Annotated in this window: 16 protein-coding genes and 3 pseudogenes; 8 read left to right on the top strand and 11 right to left on the bottom strand. The window is 59.5% G+C overall.

Features of this window, described 5'->3' with window-relative positions; translation table 11 throughout:
• Positions 1-1,059: 1,059 nt before the first annotated feature.
• From ACSQ3Z_RS34075 to ACSQ3Z_RS34060, 4 genes and pseudogenes are all read right to left on the bottom strand, one after another.
• A complete protein-coding gene (locus ACSQ3Z_RS34075) occupies positions 1,060-1,587 on the bottom strand; it encodes a recombinase family protein (RefSeq protein WP_436175521.1) in 528 nt (175 codons plus the stop codon).
• A 37-nt stretch (positions 1,588-1,624) separates the two neighbouring features.
• Positions 1,625-1,813: pseudogene (locus ACSQ3Z_RS34070) on the bottom strand (SulP family inorganic anion transporter); the annotation flags it as partial.
• Positions 1,814-1,884: 71 nt separating this feature from the next.
• Positions 1,885-2,129 (bottom strand): annotated as a pseudogene (locus ACSQ3Z_RS34065) (helix-turn-helix domain-containing protein).
• Positions 2,130-2,392: 263 nt separating this feature from the next.
• Entirely contained in the window at positions 2,393-2,773 is a 381-nt protein-coding gene (locus ACSQ3Z_RS34060) for a flagellar export protein FliJ (protein WP_436175671.1), read from the bottom strand.
• A 373-nt stretch (positions 2,774-3,146) separates the two neighbouring features.
• On the opposite strand from ACSQ3Z_RS34060, the gene ACSQ3Z_RS34055 reads away from it, so the two are divergent.
• The 3 genes and pseudogenes from ACSQ3Z_RS34055 to groEL all read left to right on the top strand — a co-directional run.
• Positions 3,147-3,893 carry an arginyltransferase gene (locus ACSQ3Z_RS34055; protein WP_436175520.1) on the top strand — a complete coding sequence of 249 codons (747 nt, stop codon included), beginning with the start codon at positions 3,147-3,149 and terminating at the stop codon, positions 3,891-3,893.
• 57 nt (positions 3,894-3,950) lie between these two features.
• Positions 3,951-4,223, top strand: a complete 273-nt coding sequence (locus ACSQ3Z_RS34050) for a helix-turn-helix domain-containing protein (protein ID WP_436175519.1) — start codon at positions 3,951-3,953, stop codon at positions 4,221-4,223.
• 315 nt (positions 4,224-4,538) lie between these two features.
• Positions 4,539-5,284, top strand: a pseudogene (gene groEL, locus ACSQ3Z_RS34045) (chaperonin GroEL); the annotation flags it as partial.
• Positions 5,285-5,402: 118 nt separating this feature from the next.
• Here the strand turns inward: groEL and ACSQ3Z_RS34040 are convergent.
• Positions 5,403-5,636: a hypothetical protein gene (locus ACSQ3Z_RS34040; RefSeq protein ID WP_436175518.1), complete on the bottom strand. Its 234-nt coding sequence runs from the start codon at positions 5,634-5,636 to the stop codon at positions 5,403-5,405.
• A 464-nt stretch (positions 5,637-6,100) separates the two neighbouring features.
• Entirely contained in the window at positions 6,101-7,906 is a 1,806-nt protein-coding gene (locus ACSQ3Z_RS34035; RefSeq protein WP_436171854.1) for an IlvD/Edd family dehydratase, read from the bottom strand.
• Positions 7,907-8,958: 1,052 nt separating this feature from the next.
• Here ACSQ3Z_RS34035 and ACSQ3Z_RS34030 point away from each other — a divergent pair.
• Positions 8,959-9,168 carry a cold-shock protein gene (locus tag ACSQ3Z_RS34030; protein WP_436175517.1) on the top strand — a complete coding sequence of 70 codons (210 nt, stop codon included), beginning with the start codon at positions 8,959-8,961 and terminating at the stop codon, positions 9,166-9,168.
• A 605-nt stretch (positions 9,169-9,773) separates the two neighbouring features.
• Here ACSQ3Z_RS34030 and ACSQ3Z_RS34025 read toward each other — a convergent pair.
• Genes ACSQ3Z_RS34025 through ACSQ3Z_RS34010 form a run of 4 tightly spaced genes read right to left on the bottom strand, consistent with a single transcriptional unit; the run spans position 9,774 to position 13,071 of the window.
• Entirely contained in the window at positions 9,774-9,962 is a 189-nt protein-coding gene (locus ACSQ3Z_RS34025) for a hypothetical protein (RefSeq protein ID WP_436175516.1), read from the bottom strand.
• 46 nt (positions 9,963-10,008) lie between these two features.
• On the bottom strand, positions 10,009-10,215 hold the full coding sequence (locus tag ACSQ3Z_RS34020; RefSeq protein ID WP_436175515.1) for a hypothetical protein: 207 nt from the start codon (positions 10,213-10,215) through the stop codon (positions 10,009-10,011).
• A 6-nt stretch (positions 10,216-10,221) separates the two neighbouring features.
• Positions 10,222-12,669: a relaxase/mobilization nuclease domain-containing protein gene (locus tag ACSQ3Z_RS34015; RefSeq protein WP_436175514.1), complete on the bottom strand. Its 2,448-nt coding sequence runs from the start codon at positions 12,667-12,669 to the stop codon at positions 10,222-10,224.
• On the bottom strand, positions 12,670-13,071 hold the full coding sequence (locus tag ACSQ3Z_RS34010) for a MobC family plasmid mobilization relaxosome protein (RefSeq protein ID WP_436175513.1): 402 nt from the start codon (positions 13,069-13,071) through the stop codon (positions 12,670-12,672).
• Between the two features lie 698 nt (positions 13,072-13,769).
• Between ACSQ3Z_RS34010 and ACSQ3Z_RS34005 the strand changes: the two genes are divergently transcribed.
• The 3 genes from ACSQ3Z_RS34005 (at position 13,770) to ACSQ3Z_RS33995 (ending at position 16,079) form a co-directional block, all read left to right on the top strand.
• A complete protein-coding gene (locus tag ACSQ3Z_RS34005) occupies positions 13,770-14,483 on the top strand; it encodes a ParA family protein (RefSeq protein WP_436175670.1) in 714 nt (237 codons plus the stop codon).
• Between the two features lie 88 nt (positions 14,484-14,571).
• Positions 14,572-14,916, top strand: a complete 345-nt coding sequence (locus ACSQ3Z_RS34000; protein ID WP_436175512.1) for a hypothetical protein — start codon at positions 14,572-14,574, stop codon at positions 14,914-14,916.
• 665 nt (positions 14,917-15,581) lie between these two features.
• A complete protein-coding gene (locus ACSQ3Z_RS33995; RefSeq protein ID WP_436175511.1) occupies positions 15,582-16,079 on the top strand; it encodes a helix-turn-helix transcriptional regulator in 498 nt (165 codons plus the stop codon).
• Between the two features lie 67 nt (positions 16,080-16,146).
• Here the strand turns inward: ACSQ3Z_RS33995 and ACSQ3Z_RS33990 are convergent, their stop codons facing one another.
• A complete protein-coding gene (locus tag ACSQ3Z_RS33990; protein WP_436175510.1) occupies positions 16,147-16,704 on the bottom strand; it encodes a hypothetical protein in 558 nt (185 codons plus the stop codon).
• Between the two features lie 534 nt (positions 16,705-17,238).
• Between ACSQ3Z_RS33990 and ACSQ3Z_RS33985 the strand changes: the two genes are divergently transcribed.
• Positions 17,239-18,759, top strand: a complete 1,521-nt coding sequence (locus ACSQ3Z_RS33985) for a trimethylamine methyltransferase family protein (protein ID WP_436175509.1) — start codon at positions 17,239-17,241, stop codon at positions 18,757-18,759.
• Positions 18,760-18,772 lie beyond the last annotated feature (13 nt).

Raw genomic sequence — 18,772 nt, 5'->3', positions numbered from 1 at the left:
TGATGGCTTTAATTGCCGAAGGCCGCAGCTATCGCTGGATCGCTCGCGATCTAGGCATCAGCAAGAACACCGTCGGCGATGTAGCCAAGAGATGTCGCTCAAATGACATAATATGAACACCAGGCCGCGAATGCTGCCCAGCAAATAATACCAATACATCTCCAATAAAATCCGGTAAGCGCGCGGCGTTCATCAGCGATTCTCACATGTTCCCTGCGTATCAGGGTCAAGGCCTCGGTAAACCTTAAAGGTTCTCGAAAACGAGCTAGAACGCAAAGGTTTTCAACAAATAAAGCTCCGAGTAGCTGACGCTAACAAACGCGCTAGGCATGTTTATGAAGTCACCGGCTTTCGGGTAACCGGGATCAACATGAGCAAACCGCTCGCGTCGAGGTGAACCTAGGGTGTCATTTCGCCCCCTACCGGAACCGACCTGACCGCGATCGAGGGTTACACGCCAGTTTGAATTCTGCGTCCTCCGGCTGCTCCATCCTTCAAAGCCGAGAAAAGGGTTCGCAGAATACCAGCACCGACTACCGTTCCCGGTGCCCCCGAGTCGCATTCGCCATGGGCGACTGCCACTCATATTCAAGGTGGCCGTTCTGATCTTGAGCACCAAACAGGGTGCCTTCCGCCACCCCCTGAATAACCTCCGTAATGGCAGATCGCAGAGCCGCAAGCGCAGCCACGCCGTGATAAACGTCTCGTGTGTAGACAACCACTCGCACGGTTTCGTCCGCCATCCCAATGGGCTGCACGTCAATCACTGTCATCGCATGCGGTTCGTCTACGAGACGCCTCCAAGCGTTCGGCTTCATCATCGTTCGTCCTTCTGGGAACCGGGTAAATCGACACGCTTTGTTTCGTTGAAGTGGACGGGGCTTTCCCTCGACCCTTAGCAACTGCCGCCTGAATTAGTTGGCTTCGTCGTCAAGGCCCGACAGGGTCTGCATTATACCGGATTGTGAGCGCGGTGTCCTCATCGCCGGATTTCGACTTGGCAACACCACCCGCCGCGGCTTTGAAAAAGACTTTAGCGAGAACTCGCGGGGCGCACCATCAGAGCAGATGCAATGACGAAATAAGAACCTGTGCAACCAACCAGTTGGCGCCAAGCTTTTGAAGCAGGACGCTTTCCTTGACGCCCAGTTGCGCTGCTACCTCGGGCACCGACATTGTCTGTGACGAAAGCATCAAACGCGCCGCCGCGATCTGCTTGTTGTCTAAATCGTCGTTGTCAGCCTTGCGAGGGTGGTCGAGGCGATCAAAAGCCTCGAACACCCGGGCTGCCTGGTTGGGTAGCCAGTCCACAGTGTCAATTTTATCTGCAATCGACACCAATCCGGCGTCGAGAATACGCAACGATCCTAACACCATGCTCAACTTGCCGGGTGTAGGGGCAAGCCTGGAAAGATCATCGACCACCAGGACATCACCTGACTTGATGGTCCCAAGCAGGGTTACCAGGTGCGGTTGACGGAAAGACCTTTCAAGATAGACCCGGTCGCACCCGGCTTTCAGCAGGCGTGCGGTCTGAGCTGCCCCGTCTTCGTCAGTCACTTTTAGAAGGGCATACCCCAATCGCATTTTTCGGTCCTAGGCTATGAGAAGCAACGTCCGAAGCTGGCGTTATGCCCGAGGCAATGGCAATCGCGATAGACAGCGGCATGAGTCAATTGCGACGGTCAGTCCGGCCAGCAAGTTGGCACGAAGGCTGGCCAGACCCGTAACCCTCGCGCAGCACGGTAGTGATTTTCGGTGTGAACAGCTCGACAAGGGTCGGCCGGGCCGAAGGTGGTGAGAGAGGTTTCATGTCCATGGTGTTAGCCTTCCTAAGTTGAAGGCGGCGGGAACGTCGGCGGCTGCCGTCGCTAAGACGGTCTTTCAATGCGCTTTCCCCAGAAGCACGTCGGGTTGACGCAAGCGGACGCCCCGATCACTCCGCTCATGGTCGCCGACGAAATCGACACCCACGCTGTTGAGTGCCTGAATGACCTTGGTCAGCGAGTCGAGCACGCCGCGTACGTTGCCATCACTGGCTTCCATGCGTGAATGGTAGCGATGGATACTCCGGACAATTCGGCCAGTTTGACCTGATCGATACCCAGAAGTGCCCGCGCAGCTCGCATTTACGCAGAAGTTATCACACTACTCCCTCGTCAACTGGCAATTAAGTGATACAAAAGTTGTATAGTGATGTTTGATATAGCAGTCAAGATGCGTCACACAGGCATGCAAATTGATCGACAGCGGTGATTTTGCCGGAAGCAGGCGTAGTTGGCTTTCTGCTCCGGTATTGGTGATAAATTCGTTGGTGCGGGGCATACAGATGCCGGACGCCTCATCGCGGTCAAAGACCCGTCGGGAGTTGCGAATTGGGTGCGCGCAATGACTAGATCAGCCGATCATGGTTCCGGTTACCGGGTTCGCGGTCGTGGGTCCTGTCGCTGCGTGATTCCAGCATTTGCGCCCTGGACAGCTCTGCTTCGGCTTCGCTCAAGGACGGCTCGGCCGCTGTTCTCTTCCGTAGAAGATCCGATTGCGAATTCTTGAGGTTGTCTCGACGCAGACGGGCAGCCTTGGCGAAGGTTGGATAGGCAAAATGGTTGATGTCGGAGATGCCGGCTTTCTTTTCCTCGGCATTGATCTGGAAGTCCAGTTCTTGCGCCATTCGATCGAAATCGGCAATCATCATGTCAAGCTGCAGCAGCTGCCACCGCTTCTCATTCACCTGAAACTGCTTCAGTCCGACCAGATTGCCACGTGGTCTCATGACTTGGTACTCCGGTACACACACTCGCTCCCATCAATCCGCCTCGTTCAGCCCCTTAGAATTCGACCCTCAGCGACTCTCACGGCTTCCGCCGCGATAGAAAACATATATTTCCAAAATCCTTGGCAGATAGCTGTGAGTTCAATGGCATCGACAACCATGCGCGCGAGGACTTAAGGGGCGGTAAAAAAGCGGAATAGGACAATAGGTGTGACCCAATCAAACGCACGAGGTAAAGGTACGCGCTCAAGGCCGCAACCGGGTGAAATCCCACAATTGACGTGTTGAAGGCGACCCAAGTTCAATCTCTTCGAAGAGCGGTTGACCTTTCCGATCGCAGGGCCATGCTGCCCAGCACATTGAAAGAAGACGAATGACACACCACCCACAATCTTCGCCACAGTTCTATCTGACCGCCCCAACGCTCTGCCCTTATCTGGAAAGCCAATTCGAGCGAAAGATTTTCGCGCACCTTGTCGACGGAAAGGCAGCCGAACTGAATGATCACTTGTCACAAAGCGGGTTCCGGCGATCGCAGAACATTGCCTATCGACCAGCCTGCGAGACCTGCCACGCCTGCATATCGGTGCGGGTCCTTGTCAAAGAATTCAATAGGGCGCGCTCGATGCAACGGGTTTGGCTGCGCAACAGGAACCTCATCAGTTCCGCCCACAAGGCTCAGGCATCAACCGAGCAATTTACCCTCTTCCGACGTTATGTGGACGCGCGGCATCGTGCAGGCGGAATGTCCGACATGGGCATCCTCGAATATGCGATGATGGTCGAAGATACGCACGTTAATACGCAGGTAATTGAATACCGGCGCCGCAGACCGGGCCCGCTGACGGACAAAACCAGCGACGGCGTGCTCGTCGCCGCTGCGCTGACCGACGTCATGACTGACGGCCTGTCGATGGTCTATTCCTTCTACGATCCCGATGACAGAGGCACGTCGCTCGGAACGCTCATGATCCTTGACCACATCAATCGGGCGCAAGCTTTGAAGCTGCCCTATGTCTACCTCGGGTATTGGGTCGAAGGCTCCCGCAAGATGCAATACAAGATCCGCTTCACCCCCCAGGAGCATCTGGGCATCAACGGTTGGGAACGACGCGGCTAAAAGCGTTAGGCTGAACCGGTTTGTTCACATGAGAACTAAAGGTCCGGAGTATCCGCTATGATCAGCGCTTCGCAGATGCGCGCGGCCAAAGCCCTGCTCGGGAGGGATCGGAAGACGTTGGTTAAACGCTCGGGACTTTCGGTACCAACCATTCGACGCATGGAGGCCGCCGAAGGTGCTGTGCTGGGGGCTGTCGATGCACAGCAGAAGGTCATCAGAGCCTTCAGGGAAGTAGGGACAGAGTTGATTGGTGATCATGAACGTAGCGGCGGCGGTAGTCGGGGCGTGCGCCAGGCTCACCCAGTGGGTGAAGCCGGGTTAACGCATTAGTCGCGCCAACGGCTTTCTCTAGCCGATGAAATTTCGATTGCATCCAGATCTTGGTCAGTCAGCGATCCGGGAGATCGGAAACCATCTACGTACCTTTGGGTCAGGACATCACTGGATCGAAAAGTTTCGCGGAGAGGTCTTCATTAATCCCGTGGACGAAACCGATAAGCGAATTCTCTGCAACGAGTTTTCGAGAATGGTGGATGTCATAGAAAATTCGGACACCAATGGTAACCGTTGACATGTCGGGCATGGCAGCCCCCTTGTGGGAGCCGAGATTGTCGAGAATGACGATGACGCTGCGGCGGCCTCTAGGTCGCGGCCGTCAAGGCGCCCGGCTTAGGCGACCGCCGCAAGGCGATGCTGGAAGACATCGCCGTGCTCACCGCCGGCCAGATGATTTCCGAGGATCTGGGCATCAAGCTCGAAAACGTCACCATCGAGATGCTCGGCCGCGCCAAGCGCGTGCTGATTGAGAAGGACACCACGACGATCATCGACGGCGCCGGCCCGAAGGCGACCATCCAGGCGCGTGTATCGCAGATCAAGGGCCAGATCGAGGAGACAACCTCGGACTATGACAAGGAAAAGCTGCAGGAGCGTCTCGCCAAGCTGTCAGGTGGCGTTGCCGTCATCCGCGTCGGCGGCGCCACCGAGTCGGAAGTCAAGGAAAAGAAGGACCGCATCGACGACGCACTGAATGCGACGCGTGCGGCGGTGGAAGAAGGCATCGTTCCCGGCGGCGGTTTAGCACTGCTGCGCGCCAGGTCGGCGCTCAACGGCTGACCGGCGCCAATGCCGATGTGAATGCCGGCATCTCGATCGTGCTTCGGGCACTCGAAGGCGCCGATCCGCAGATCGCCGAGAATTCCGGCGTCGAAGGCTCGATCGTCGTCGGCAAGCTCACCGACAGCAAGGATCACAATCAGGGCTTCGACGCCCAGAACGAGACCTATGTCGACATGATCAAGGCCGGCATCGTCGATCCGGTCAAGGTGGTGCGCACCGCATTGCAGGACGCCGGCTCGATTGCCGCGCTTTTGATCACCGCTGAAGGTTTGCATTGCTTGAGTTCGAAGACCGTCTTGTTGGTCAGGTATCCCGCCTCGGCCAACCCAGGAAACGCTGGGGAATTTAGGCCTCGAACAGGTCGCCACGTTTACTCTGGAGAGTAGCCAGTCACAGCAAGTGTTCTTGTTCAATCATGGCTACAATTGCTTTGAACGTGGCAATTGCCTCGGCTGCGCGTTGGGTCGCGATGTCAGTGTAGTCGGTCCATACAGTTCGGCCCGCCTTTCGCCTCTGTAGGCGCATGGTGCCGGTGTGAAGTTCGTTGAGAAGCGATTCTCCTTCCTCGATCTGCGTCAGCAACCGGTCACGGTATTCTTCCCATTTTACCTCGCTAGCCATCATTGCCTCCATTTGGTGAGTGGCTGAAGGTACGCCCGCAACAACACAGACGGAACCACTTATGCCTTTCACCGACGGCAGCGGCTATTGGGGAGATCAGGTTCGCGCCGGCTCCTGACTTGGGCAACGTTCATCGCCGACGATGCGATTGCCCGAAAGGCTGGATTTGCCGACACCCAGGCGCGCGTGTGGTTGATGCTGCAAAGGCAGTGGTTACGATTCCAACGCCGTGCGGCTGTGGTTGGAAAAGCTTTCGAGTGATGGCGTGCTCGCGATTACTTGAGCCGCAAGGCGATGTAGGCGGTGTGATCAAAGCGAGATGATGGACGATCGCAAGGTCTGCCAGGATCAGCCCGCTGAGAAACTCAAAACGCGGGATATATTGACCTAAATGCCAAAAACTCGAATGACGGCTTGATCCGGATCTAGCCGTCATTCGACGTTTACGCAAGGCACGCAATCGCCCCTCAGTGATTGTCCCTCGGCACACCCCTGGTGTGCGCCACATCCTGGTATTTCACCGCCGGCTTCAGCACCATTCCGGCCGAGAACTGGTCGACCATGCCGCGCTGGATCTCCTGCCACGGCGTCTGGTGTTGCGGGTAGTGAAAGCCGCCATTGTTCTGCAGCGCCGCACGCCGCTGCGCGATCTCTTCGTCGCTGACGAGGATGTTGGCGGTGCCCTTGTTCAGGTCGATGCGGACACGGTCGCCGGTCTTGAGCAGCGCCAAGCCGCCGCCGATCGCCGCTTCCGGCGAAGCGTTGAGGATCGACGGCGAGCCCGACGTGCCCGACTGGCGGCCGTCGCCGATGCAGGCCAGCGCGTGGATGCCCTTCTTGATGAGATAGGCCGGCGGCTGCATGTTGACGACTTCGGCACCGCCGGGATAGCCGATCGGGCCGGCACCGCGCATGAACAGGATCGTGTGCTCGTCGATGCCTTGCGCCGGATCGTCGATGCGCGCGTGGTAATCCTCCGGTCCGTCGAAAACCATGGCGTTGCCCTCGAAGGCTTCCGGGTCCTTCGGATTGGACAGATAGCGCTCACGGAATTCCGGCGAGATGCCGCTGGTCTTCATGATCGCCGAATCGAACAGATTACCCTTGAGGTTGATGAAGCCGGCATTGGCCTTGAGCGGCTTGGCGACGGTGTGGATGACGTCGGCGTTCTCGTTGGCCACGCTGCGGCAATTGTCGCCGATCGACTTGCCATTGGCGGTCACGGCGTCGGGGTGCGGCAACAGTCCGGCCTTCAGCAGTTCGGCCACCACGGCCGGCACGCCGCCGGCATGGTGATAGTCCTCGCCGAGATATTCGCCCGTCGGCTGCAGATTGACGATCAGCGGCACATTGAGGCCGACCGTCTGCCAGTCGTCATTGTCGAGCGGCACGCCGAGATGGCGGGCGATGGCGTTGAGATGGATCGGCGCGTTGGTCGAGCCGCCGATGGCCGAATTGACGACGATGGCGTTCTCGAACGCCTGCCGCGTCATGATGTCGGACGGCTTCAAATCCTCATGCACCATCTCGACGATGCGCCTGCCAGTCTCGTAGGAAATCTGGCCGCGCTCGCGATAGGGCGCCGGAATGGCGGCCGAACCCGGCAACTGCATACCCAGCGCCTCGGCCAGCGAGTTCATGGTGGTGGCGGTGCCCATGGTGTTGCAATAGCCGGTGGACGGCGCCGAGGAGGCGACGATGTCCATGAACTCGTCATAGTCGATCTCGCCGGCCGACAGGCGCTGGCGCGACTCCCAGACGATGGTGCCGGAGCCGGTGCGCTTGCCCTTGTGCCAGCCATTGAGCATCGGGCCGACCGACAGCGCGATGGCCGGAATGTTGACGGTGGCCGCCGCCATCAGCATTGCGGGCGTGGTCTTGTCGCAGCCGATGGTGAGCACGACGCCGTCGAGCGGATAGCCGTACAGCACCTCGACCAGGCCGAGATAGGCAAGGTTGCGATCGAGTGCCGCGGTCGGGCGCTTGCCGGTCTCCTGGATCGGATGGCACGGGAATTCGAAGGGGATGCCGCCCATCGAGACGATGCCTTCGCGCACGCGCTTCGCCAGTTCGATATGATGGCGGTTGCAGGGCGACAGATCCGATCCGGTCTGGGCGATACCGATCAGCGGCTTGCCCGACATCAGCTCGGCCCGCGTCAGGCCGTAATTCAGGTAGCGCTCCAGGTAGAGCGCCGTCATGCCGGGGTTATCAGGGTTGTCGAACCACTCCTGCGAGCGAAATTTCTTCTTATCTGTGGGGGCGCCGGCCATCATGGTCTCCATATTTGTAGGACAAATCGATATGGCAACGCGCGGAAGCAGGCAAGGGACAGCTGCCCAGAATCGACTTTCGGGTCAGGCTCTTAGAGTTGCGCGCTAAGATGGGAGTGATTTTCCGCTAACGATTTCAGTGACCGTTCAATTTGCCGAACCGATTGCACGTCCGAAAACACGGCTGCGCGCCGGATAGCCCGCGAACTAGCCGGATCCTCGTCGGGTTGGGACCGCGGCGTGCCGCAATAGATCGAGCCGCCGCCGAACTGCGCTGGTCCCAGCGATCTGTGGATTTCGGCCCGCATCGACGGCAGAATGCCCCGTCGATGTTTCCAGGCCCCGTGACCGAGGCTTCACTCGCACAGCGATGCCCTTATGAAGCCGCTTTTTCCGCGTGCGGGCGAGTGCGCGCGGCGGCAGGGACGTCACTCTCCGATCGACGCGATAACGCGCCAGCAGGTTGTAGACCTGGCGGGGTCGACAGGCGCAAGTGCGGGGTGAGTAGTGTCTCAGCTTGAAATTGCTTCGCGTCAAAACGGCAACGCCATCAAATTCGTGTGACTCGCGAATGTCGCCATACGGCGAATAATTCTCAAGTCGTCCGTATCGAATAGAGGGCATTGCGGACGCTTGGGAGCTGGCAGTGCTTCCGCCTTTTTGAGCGGGAGACTGATATGTCATGCACCAAGGTATCAGCACTCGAGAGTGAAATCCTACGAAGCGCATTCCACGAAGCGGTCTTCGAAGAGCACATCCCTGAAGATCGATGGCGGGAATATGCCTCACAAATGGTCCGAGATTTCACCGGCATAGCGAAGGTCGATCCCGACTTGCTGGAATGGATCGTGCGGAAGTAGAGTCCGGGTCCAGCGGCCCGACGGTCGGGGGCTGGGGCGCTTTGGCAAACTGAGACACTACCGCGGGGCGACATCCGGTGCACTTTCCGTGGTGGCAATGGGTGACCGTCATGGATATGCTTGGCCTACTGATCGTGCCGCTAAACGCCCAGGGATCAGTACGCGGTCATCCTGTCAGAAAAGGGGCGCTCTATGGCTACCGGAACGGTAAAATGGTTCAATTCGCAAAAGGGTTTTGGTTTCATTCAGCCTGATCAGGGCGGCCCGGATGTGTTCGTGCATATTTCCGCTGTTGAGCAGGCCGGCTTGCGGGGCCTCAACGATGGCCAGAAGGTCAACTACGAACTGGTGCAGGACAAACGTACCGGAAAGACGTCAGCCGGTGAGCTTCGAGTGATCTGATGGTATCTGATCGGCCACGCGCGGTCGGTTCTATCCCTTCCATATCGTCGAGCGGAGAAGAGCCTGCATGTGCCCTGGCAGGTCGAGTTCGCCGCGCGCCTCGATCTCTAAAAGGTATCGGACCTTGGCGAGGCGATCGCCTTCCCTGACCGCAGGACAGGCAGCAGATCGCCAGCAGCGCCCTTTCCTCAGCTCGGCTGGCGCTGTCGTAGTCGCGGCTGCTGCCGCCCATTTCCTGGACGGCCTTGCAGAACGCCGCGTGTGCTGCCTTGTGCGCCTTAATCAGTGCCCGCAGTTCGTTGGACGGTTCTCGGTCTCGGCGCGGCGGCTCTGTGGTGACGCCCGCAGGCGGCAACCCCACTCTGGCCTCGAAACGACGGAAAGTCATAAGACAAGCGGTTCAGCTTTTGATAGAACCGTCGACCCGCACTAAGCATTTGTTTTTACGCAATTCCGGACGGAAAACCGCTTCGCACTTTTCCTGGAATTGCAGCCCGTCGCTGTACTCGGCGCATCGCTGCAGATTTTCAATTTCCGCGGTGTCACTTTATGCGCTGCGTACGGCGAACGTCAGCAGCCTCACTCGGATTTTTCCTTGGTCTATATTAGTGGATCCCTGCAGCAGGTTTTAGATCGAGCCGCCCTTGACGTTTATAGGCTGCCCAAGCCTCGGCGGGCACTGCCGAATCCGCCCGGGCCAGCCAGTCCGCGCGCTCAGCCTCGGTAAGTGAATTCCACCACTGCATACCGGCGATTTCGTCAGCAGTCGGATTCCGGTTCAGTTCGTCTGCCATTTTCTTATCCTTGCACAAGACTTGAGCGCCAGGGGGCCTGTAACTATCAGAACGGCCACAAGCCGCCCAAAAAAGCCAACATTTCGCTGCTCCACTGCATGAAGCTTTGGTACCAGCCAGACACCGTTTCATAGGCAACCTGCACTGCACCCAGGAAGAAAACGAAACAGATGACGATACCAAATAGCTTGCCAAATCCCTCGTCACCTTTCGGGTCGTTGCTCTGGTAAACGTAATCCTGTCGATTGAACATGGTCCTCTAACGGTCCCGGTCGCCGCGGTCGCGTTCCCTTCTTTCTAGTTCCTCGCGCTCCAGCTCCTCGAGGCGAGGAATGTGCTGTTGCGCCGGATCGCTCCGCGTCGTTTCACCGCCGCGTTGTGCGGCCTCCTTGTCCCTGTTCGACTTGTCCTGCAGCCGATCTGTAGCATCTGCGGTCGACGCCAGTTCGTGAGCCTGCTCGGCCGGTTCGTCCGGCCGACGCCCGGCCTCCTCGGGGCGAGGATCTCGCTGCTGTTCGGTCACGGCATCGACGTTGGCAGGGGTTTTGCCCTGCTCTTGTGCCGGCCGCTCTTCGGTCTGCTCTGCCGCCTCGATGGCGCGCTTGAGCTCCGGATCTTTCTCGGCTACCTCGCGCATATAGGTGTTGCCCTGGACGGCAAGCTCTGCCGCGCGAGCCAGTCCGCGCTCAATATCAGCTCGCAATACCCTTGGATCGTTGGAAAGCTCACCGGCCTCAATTCTATCCAAACCCTCGCGACTGGTTTCGATGTCCATAAGAATGTCATTTGCCGCCTCGACAACCGCCTCACCGTGTTTGGCGCCTGCCGCATCCCGCCGTTCATTCGCATCGTCGCGACGCTTGCCGCGCTCGTCTGGCTCGGTCGCAGCCCCCTGCTCCGCCTGTGCCTGGCCCTTCAGCTCGTAAAGCTCCATCAGCTCGCGCCGGCCGTTCACATGCTCGCGAGCAACAGACGCGACTTCATCAAAGTCGTTTCCCTCGTCCGGACCGACGCTCCGCTCCAGCCGGAACAAGGCCGTCTCGACCTTCTTTTCATAGGCTTCAAACTCTGCCCGCGTTGTCTCGCGCATTTCCTGGCCCTCCAAAACGACTTTCTGCAAGGTTACCAGATTGGTGCGGAATTTTGATCCGAAATCTGCATGCACCACATTGGGTGTAGCTTCCGTCTGACCTGCTGAAAGGCTTGCCGTCAAATGATCTCGCTGCTGTTCTGCATAAGCGACAACACGCCGATCACCGCTGGCGAGCGCAATTTTCTTCCAACTCTGCGTTGCCTTTATGGCATACTCCCGGCTTCTCTCGGCCTTCGCCAGACTGCGCCGTCCGCCCCGCTTGGCGTCGTACCGTCCCTGCGCCGCCTCGCTGGTCCCGACGTGCTCGGTCCGCCCTTCCCTGCTCACCGGCCTCACCTGATTGCGGGTAAAGGCGGGCGGACTGGCGAACTCGCGACGATCGGTCATCTCCATCGCTATTCCCTGCGCCCGGGCCATTTGCGCCATTGTGGCCCGCCACTCCCGAAACACCTGCGGGGTCGTCTCGATCCGATCACCCGATTCCGATCGCATCGTGATGATCGCGTGCGCGTGGACATGCGGCCGCTTGCCTCCCTCCCCTTCTTCCTTCGGATCATTGGCCGGATCATGCATGGCAAACACGTAGCGATGGCCGGCGAACTGCTCGGCAAGGAAGTCGCGTGCAGCGTTTTCAAACGCCTCGACATTCGTGCCGGCCCGGGCCGACATGATCAGGTGCATCACGTCGCGGCCTTTGCGGCTGTGCAGATCACCGCGCCATTCCTTTTGCACCAGATCGCCAGCATGTTTTTCGTCACCGAGGACTTGGCCGCGGTCGTCGCGAACGTTGCCGTCATGACGTTCGACCAGGCTCCGCAATTTGCTGGCGCCATACTCGACACCGTTGCCGTAGCCTAGGAACGAGAACCGTGCTTCTGTCCCTTGCGCGGCCGCAGTGGCGTCGTAGCGCGCCTGAACAATGCTGGCGGCCTTGTCGTCGCCAGTCAGCCGCTCCCCCTGCGCGCTTCTGAGAACGACCGCACCTTGAACCGTCAGCGCGCCGTCGGCCTGGCGCGTGACAGCGTAAGCATAGCGGCGATCGCCGAACGCGCCCTTCAAACTGTTCCTGACCAGCTCATGCATCGACTCGTCTGACGAAACCGCCGCAGTCGCAATCTCCACGGTGAAGCTGCCTATATCGCGGCTCTCTGCACGGTTCTGGAACAGATGGTTCCAGTCTCCCCGCAACCGCGCCAGATCCTCGCGGCTGCTGATGCGCTCGCCGTTCTCGTTCTCGACGGCGAGCTCGCCGCCGCGCGACACATAATTCAGCATCGCCCCTACCCTCGCGCCGGCGCCATAGGATGCCATTTTGACAACCGCGGGCTGGCTGCCTTGGGCAACCGCCGCAAGCCGCGCTTCTATTGGACGGGACGCCGCTGCTGCCCGCGTCTCGGCCGCGAAGATCGGCCTGTCGGCCGTCCGCCGCATTTTCGGCTGGCTGCCTCCGCCGCCACCAACACCACCGCCGCCGCCTAGCTCTGCCAGGGCCTTCAGCCGCCGCCGCATTTCTTCCCCGGCCGACCGCCGCTTTCCACCAAGCGACAACTCATGCAGCAACGCCGCGCGCCGCTGCTCCCATTCGCTGGTGAAGGCGCCGAAGAAAATTTCCAACTACGCCTCCCCTCGCCGCTTGTGACCGGCACGTTTCGATAGCGATCGCAGCTCCGTCAAAACGGCCGCTTGGACGCGCTGCACGTTGCCAAGATTGATGTCGAGCTCGCTCGGGTGAACGCTCTTGCCGCTGTTTATTGATCGCGCCACCTGGTTCAGGTTCACGCCGATCGCGCGCATGTCCTCCAGCAGCAGCGCCATGACGAGCCGATCATCCTTAGTCAGGATCGGTCGTACGCCGGCGCCTTCGAGGATCAGCGACCGGAAAAATCCCGAAACCGTCATGTCGGCCGCCTTCGCGGCCTTTTCGATCGCTGCATATTCGTCCGCGCTGACGCGGGCATGCACCATCCGACCCTTCCGGTCCGGCTCGAGCCGGACCTCGAATTTCGCGTCGTCCATTGGCCTTGGGCCCCCTCTCTGGCGCTTGCGGCAGGCATCGAGGGCTGGTTCCTCGATCGTCGGGAAAAATGTCGCACATTTTTCCGTATCCTGCCACCATCAATAGACGTGAAATTCTCACTCAACAGAGGAAAACTTGGAGCGACCCACACATCGCTCGACTTTATCGCGACCATGGGCAGCGGACGAAGGCCGCTGCCCATCAAACGCTAAAACGCTCTCCAGGGTTCACCTCCAGGACCGCTTTGTCGGCCTTTGTGTGCCCCTCGTACTCGCCCGCAAGGGACGCTCCGCTCTTCGCCCTGGCGGACTGCGTGCGAGCGTCACAGACGACCTTCGCGCGGCTCCGGGGTTCACCACAAAAGCAGCGGGAAGGGCCGGTGGCGACTTCATCGGTCAACCAGGGGAATTGGGCGACAGTCGAGACTTCCAGGATCACTCAAGCGGCAGCGCGCGGTTGATCTCGTTTCACACGACTTGTTTCACACGATGTGTTCACATGCGACGACGTTATGATGTGAAATTAAAATGTGATTGAAGTATCACACGCTAGGTGAGGCGCGATCGCATCGTGGTGAACACGCAATGCGAGGTTTCGCATTCACTTCGTTTGGAAATGCTGTTGCTCAAGAGGAGGCATGAGCGTGGCGACGGCCTGCCGCGTTCAAGCTTTGGAGACGGCAAAAGCGGGATCAGATATGCCTCGAAGAATTTGTGCGATCAGCGGAAAAGGCGGCGCCGGGAAGACGACGGTCATTATCCTCGTTGCCGGCGAGTACGCTATTCATGGAAAGAAGGTTCTTCTGATCGACGCCGATCCGCGCCAGAACCTCGCCGAATGGTGGAAGCGATGTGAGGCCAAGGACAATCTTCCGGCCAACATCGAGCTGCTCAGCGCGGCAACCCAGCGAAGCATTGAAACCGCGCTCGCCGAACAGGACGGCGTCTACGACGTAATCCTGATGGACTCACCGGGTGTCGACAGCGTCATCCGCGACACGATCATCCGCAACTCGGACCTGGTGCTGACGCCAATTCAGCCGAACCAGGATGAAATCAAGGCGGCCGGCGAAGCCGCCACCATCACGGCGGATATTGGCGATAGGGAGGGGCGTACGATTCCCCACGTCAACGTGGTGACACGCATCGCCTTGCCGGGCCGCGTTCTCGAGGCTTACAGGCTGATCCGTCCGTTCATCACCAATCTTCGCGACAATGGCTATGAATCGACGCTGATGGAAACCGAGCTCACCGAAAGAAATTGCTACCGCGAAATTCGTAACGGCCTCGGCACCTTGCAGATGCTCGACCTGACCGACCCGGTCATGAAGGGTCGCGCGGAGGTCGCGGCGTTTGTGTCCGAGCTCGATCGCCATATCGCGGCAAACCGGGAAAGGGTGGGAAATGTCTAAGCCAGGCAAACTATCCGTCTCTGACTTTCCGATCGCACCGCGACGGCCGAAGCCGGAAACATCCAAAGCCACAATGAAGCCAGCCTCTGTGTCGGAAGAGGCGGAGGCGCGAACGGCTGTACCGGAACCAACAGCGGCGCCGGCTTCAGAAGCGGATGCGACAAGAGAACGGCCGCGGCGCAGTCTGCCGAACCCGAGCGGGGAAGAGCGCAAGAGCAAGGCGATCGAACGTGCTTTGGCTCAGGAGGAGGGACGCTATCGCCTGCGCGACCTGAAACGAGCGCACACGCGAGAAGCCAAGCACTACGTCAATTGCCCGCTGGACTACGACACCAAGATGCGACTGCAAAAGGCCGCCTTCGACAACGACATCAAGATGACGGTGATCATAAAGGCCGCCATCGACCAGTTTCTCCGAGACAACGGCTATTGATCCGTGAGCGGTCGAAGCCTTCTGCTCGGGATTACGATCGGTATCCTTATTGGCATCTACGCCGCACCGTTGATCGGTCGCCGAGGCTTCGACTTTGGTGAAGGCTCAAAAGCCACTTCTCCATTGAACGGGCTTATGGAATCCGCTGTCACAGCGGCCATCCGGCCATCTGACGAAACCGCCAAAGGCGAGCTGTTTCGCTTATCCAATTGGGATATCTCAATGCACGGCACTGGATCGACGGTTACCGTGAAGCGATGTATTAGTATTGGCAAAGATTCTGTCGCGTGCGAACGCGCATCTGGGGTGGGTCGATGGGGAAAAACTTGTCGAAGCTGTGTTCCAGGGAAAGCCGGGTGCTTGGCGAATGGTTGCAGCCAGGGCGCGCTGATTTTCTCTCAGCGGGCTGTGCCTGTCCCCGCGCCAGCTCAAGGGCGTTGTGAATGCAGGCTTCCGCTGGAAAGAACCATGCAAGGCGAGCGCAGCACGGCCCTGATGGTTGCTTATTTGCGAGTAGCGAAAGCGCTGTCCTGCCTCCCCGCTTATCGCGGTGCAAGAGAGTGCCGGGGCCTACTTGGGTCAATCCCGTTTTGAATGTTTGATTGAGGTCGTCGCCCTGTCCGCGACTGGAAAGAAGCAAGAAGGGAGAGGACGTGCATAAGGATATGGACGCCTATAAAAACAAAATGGAATTGGTTGAGACGATCGATCCCGAGATCGATAAACCTGTCTTCCGCCGCCCGGGGTTCGAAGGCATCAAAACCCTCGGCGAGATCGATGAAAGAATCGCCACCTTCATCCGCAAGGCGCGCGAGAACAAGGATCTGACGCGCGCCGAGCTCGCGCCCTTGCTTGGCCTTTCGATGCAGGTTTATGGCCGCTATGAACGCGCATTCTCAAAAATGCACGTCACCCGCATGATCCACCTTTGCGAAATCCTCGGGTTCATGCCGATGGAAATGCTGTTCAGCGCTGCCCCGCATTTATGGGGCCGCACCCCGGAGGAAGCGCGCGACACCATGGAACTCGCCCAACAGGTCGTGTCTCTGCCGCACGGCACCAAGCGCGACCTGCTGGCCCTGGTCAAGAAAATGGTTGCGCTCGAACGGGCCGCAGACGGAGCGGCGGCGGAACCGAAAAGAGGCGAAGAAGGACGTCTTTAGGCGCCTCGCGCTGCGGTGAATGGAGCGGGGCGCGAGCATCACCGCGAGGCATTAGTAGGGCCGCGCCTTAAGCCTCGACCTTCTTCAGCTCCGAGAGCCGCACAAGGCCGTTCTGGCTGCGGAATGTCAGTGTCGCATCCGTACTTTGCGCCTGGGCGATCCCCGAAATAACGTGATCGCCGGTGTCGTACATCGTGCGCCGGCCGGCATCCTCGATGACCAGTCGCCGCGAGTCGGGATAGATCGCGTAGCGCAGATGGTTCTGCGATCCTGTCGATGAGGGCGTGCCGAGTCCGCTCGGCCAACTTTTAGCTACCTGCTGCTGCGATCTGTAGCTCACTTCGGCAGGTTCATTACGGGCGACCTCAGGATTCTCCCGCAGATAAGCTGCGAGATCCGTGGCCACAGCGTTCAGCTTCGCCCTTAGCGCATCGTTGAACATGTCGCCGACCATTGTCATGCCTGATGACCACTGCGACATGCCGCCGAATTCGGCATGGCTGAACTGGGCCATGGAACCGCCGCCCGAGCGCAGGGCACGCAGCACGGTTTCTACCGCGTCCCTTGACAACCCGTGCCGCGCCGCCAGCCGCCCGACCAATGCCGTCTCTTTGAGATCAGCCACCGTACTGCCTCCCTCTTTTCGCCATTTTAACACTGCGATAGGGACATCGTTCCACATGCCCTAACCTCCGAGCACGCCAAGGGGCAATTACGGCCCTTGCCCACGGGCCAACGCGTGTAGGCCGACATCTTTCCGCCTTTGCCGGCATGGCCTCAACGAGGCACTCTGGGCGACCAAGATATGTGCAACGAGCACCTACCACAGTTTGCGGCCGCGCGCCTGCCCTGAGCGGAATGTTCGAGTTCCACGCCGCATCTTATGCGATTTTGACCTCGCATAAATCGGCGATGATGCGGCATCTATCGAAAAAGTTCTCGTACGCGCAGATGAGTGGCTGATACGAAACCCCGCGCATCAGGACGCCTGTGTGGAGCGATTTTTGCTGCTGAATTCGCCAAGAGCGGGACGCGAGGCGAGTATGGCAATATGCCTAGCGACGAAATTCACTCATTGCCGGCTGAAGCGTTTTCAATTGCCGTTCGTGGCCAAAGCTCCTCAACTTGCGGCCGAAGATCGAACCACTGCGGGGCAGGCATGCGAACGACGGCCAGAGTGCGCAGGGTGCGCGACGGCAGGCTGGAATTCTCCAGGGAGTGGCTGCAGCTCCGCAATCCCCATGCCCCTATCGAGGTTCTGACAGAGGAGCAGGTCGAGACGATCCACGACGCCGCCATGTCGGTGCTCGAAGATGTCGGTATGCGCATCCAGGACGAGGAGACGCGCAAGCTCTTTGGCAGCGCAGGCTTTTCCGTCGACCACGCCACCGAACGCGTCGTCTTCGATCGCGAGGGCCTGCTGGCGCTGGTCGCCAAGGCGCCGGCGGTCGTCACCGTGCGTGGCCGCGACCCGGCAAAAAAGCTTTTCATGGGCCAAGGCCAGGTCGCCTTCACCGCGGTCAGCGGCCCGCCTTTCGTGTCCGATCTCGATCACGGCCGCCGCGCCGGCACGTTTCGCGATCAGGAAAATTTCCTGAAGATGACGCACATGACAGACGTGCTGCAGATCGAGGGCGGCACCAGCGTCGAGGCCCAGGACCTGCCGGCCGACACACGCTATCTCGACTTCTACCTGGCCTGCTGCAAACTGTCGGACAAGCCGTGGAAGCCGCTGACCATCGGTCGCCACCGTGCCCGCGATGCCATCGAGATGGCCAAGATCTGGTACGGCGAAGACGAGGACGGTCTTGCCGCCAACCCTGTGTTCTTCGTCAACACCAACACCAACACGCCGCTGGTGCTCGACGGCGAGATCGCGCAAGGCGTCATCGAATATGCGAGGCTCGGACAGGTCGTCTGCGTGACACCCTTCGGCCTGGCAGGCGCGATGGCGCCGGCGACGGTTGCCGGTGCGCTGGTCATGCAGAATGCTGAGACGCTGGCCTGCTGCGCGCTGACTCAGATCATCCGTCCCGGTTGCCCTTACATCTACGGCGGCTTTATCTGCAATGCCGACATGAAGACCGGATCGCCGGCCTTCGGCACACCCGAATTCACGCTCGGCGCCCAGGCCACCGGCCAAATGGCGCGCCGCTATGGCTTGCCGTGGCGCTCGTCCAATGTGAACGCATCGAACGCGCCCGACGCGCAGGCGGCGTACGAATCCATGATGTCGCTATGGGGCGCGCTGACGGGCCATGCCAGCGTCTTCAATCACGGCGCCGGATGGCTGGAGGGCGGCTTGGTCGGGTCCTACGAAAAGTTCATCCTCGACATCGAGATGGTGCGCATGATGTGCGCCTGGATGACGCCGCTCACCGTCAATGAAGATACGATCGGCCTGGACTCGATCAAGGAAGTCGGCCCTGGCGGCCACTTTTTCGGCACCGCGCACACGCTCGCCCGCTATGAGAACGCCTTCTACAAGCCACTGGTTTCCGACTGGTCGAACTTCGAGAACTGGCAGGACAAGGGCAGCCCCGACGCTGCCCGCCGCGCCAACGGGATATGGAAGCAGATGGTCAACGAATATGAGGCGCCGGCCATCGATCCGGCGGTGATCGAGGAGCTCGAGGACTACGTCGCGCGGCGCAAGATCGAGCTGGAGGCGCTGCGCTAGCGCCCTTTAACAA

It is taken from the genome of Mesorhizobium sp. LjNodule214, assembly GCF_964252735.1.
Lineage (GTDB): Bacteria > Pseudomonadota > Alphaproteobacteria > Rhizobiales > Rhizobiaceae > Mesorhizobium.
The sequence above is the reverse complement of the archived record's forward strand: the minus strand, read 5'-3'. Positions and strand labels throughout refer to the sequence as shown.

Bases quoted from the DNA above. Each gene is read 5' to 3' on its own strand.
- ACSQ3Z_RS34025 (WP_436175516.1), bottom strand. From the start codon at position 9,962: ATGGCAGACGAACTGAACCGGAATCCGACTGCTGACGAAATCGCCGGT.
- ACSQ3Z_RS34040 (WP_436175518.1), bottom strand. From the start codon at position 5,636: ATGATGGCTAGCGAGGTAAAATGGGAAGAATACCGTGACCGGTTGCTG.
- ACSQ3Z_RS33995 (WP_436175511.1), top strand. From the start codon at position 15,582: ATGGACGCCTATAAAAACAAAATGGAATTGGTTGAGACGATCGATCCC.
- ACSQ3Z_RS34055 (WP_436175520.1), top strand. From the start codon at position 3,147: ATGACACACCACCCACAATCTTCGCCACAGTTCTATCTGACCGCCCCA.
- ACSQ3Z_RS34060 (WP_436175671.1), bottom strand. From the start codon at position 2,773: ATGAGACCACGTGGCAATCTGGTCGGACTGAAGCAGTTTCAGGTGAAT.
- ACSQ3Z_RS34020 (WP_436175515.1), bottom strand. From the start codon at position 10,215: ATGTTCAATCGACAGGATTACGTTTACCAGAGCAACGACCCGAAAGGT.
- ACSQ3Z_RS33985 (WP_436175509.1), top strand. From the start codon at position 17,239: ATGCGAACGACGGCCAGAGTGCGCAGGGTGCGCGACGGCAGGCTGGAA.
- ACSQ3Z_RS34030 (WP_436175517.1), top strand. From the start codon at position 8,959: ATGGCTACCGGAACGGTAAAATGGTTCAATTCGCAAAAGGGTTTTGGT.
- ACSQ3Z_RS34010 (WP_436175513.1), bottom strand. From the start codon at position 13,071: ATGGACGACGCGAAATTCGAGGTCCGGCTCGAGCCGGACCGGAAGGGT.
- ACSQ3Z_RS34075 (WP_436175521.1), bottom strand. From the start codon at position 1,587: ATGCGATTGGGGTATGCCCTTCTAAAAGTGACTGACGAAGACGGGGCA.
- ACSQ3Z_RS34005 (WP_436175670.1), top strand. From the start codon at position 13,770: ATGCCTCGAAGAATTTGTGCGATCAGCGGAAAAGGCGGCGCCGGGAAG.
- ACSQ3Z_RS34035 (WP_436171854.1), bottom strand. From the start codon at position 7,906: ATGGCCGGCGCCCCCACAGATAAGAAGAAATTTCGCTCGCAGGAGTGG.
- ACSQ3Z_RS34050 (WP_436175519.1), top strand. From the start codon at position 3,951: ATGATCAGCGCTTCGCAGATGCGCGCGGCCAAAGCCCTGCTCGGGAGG.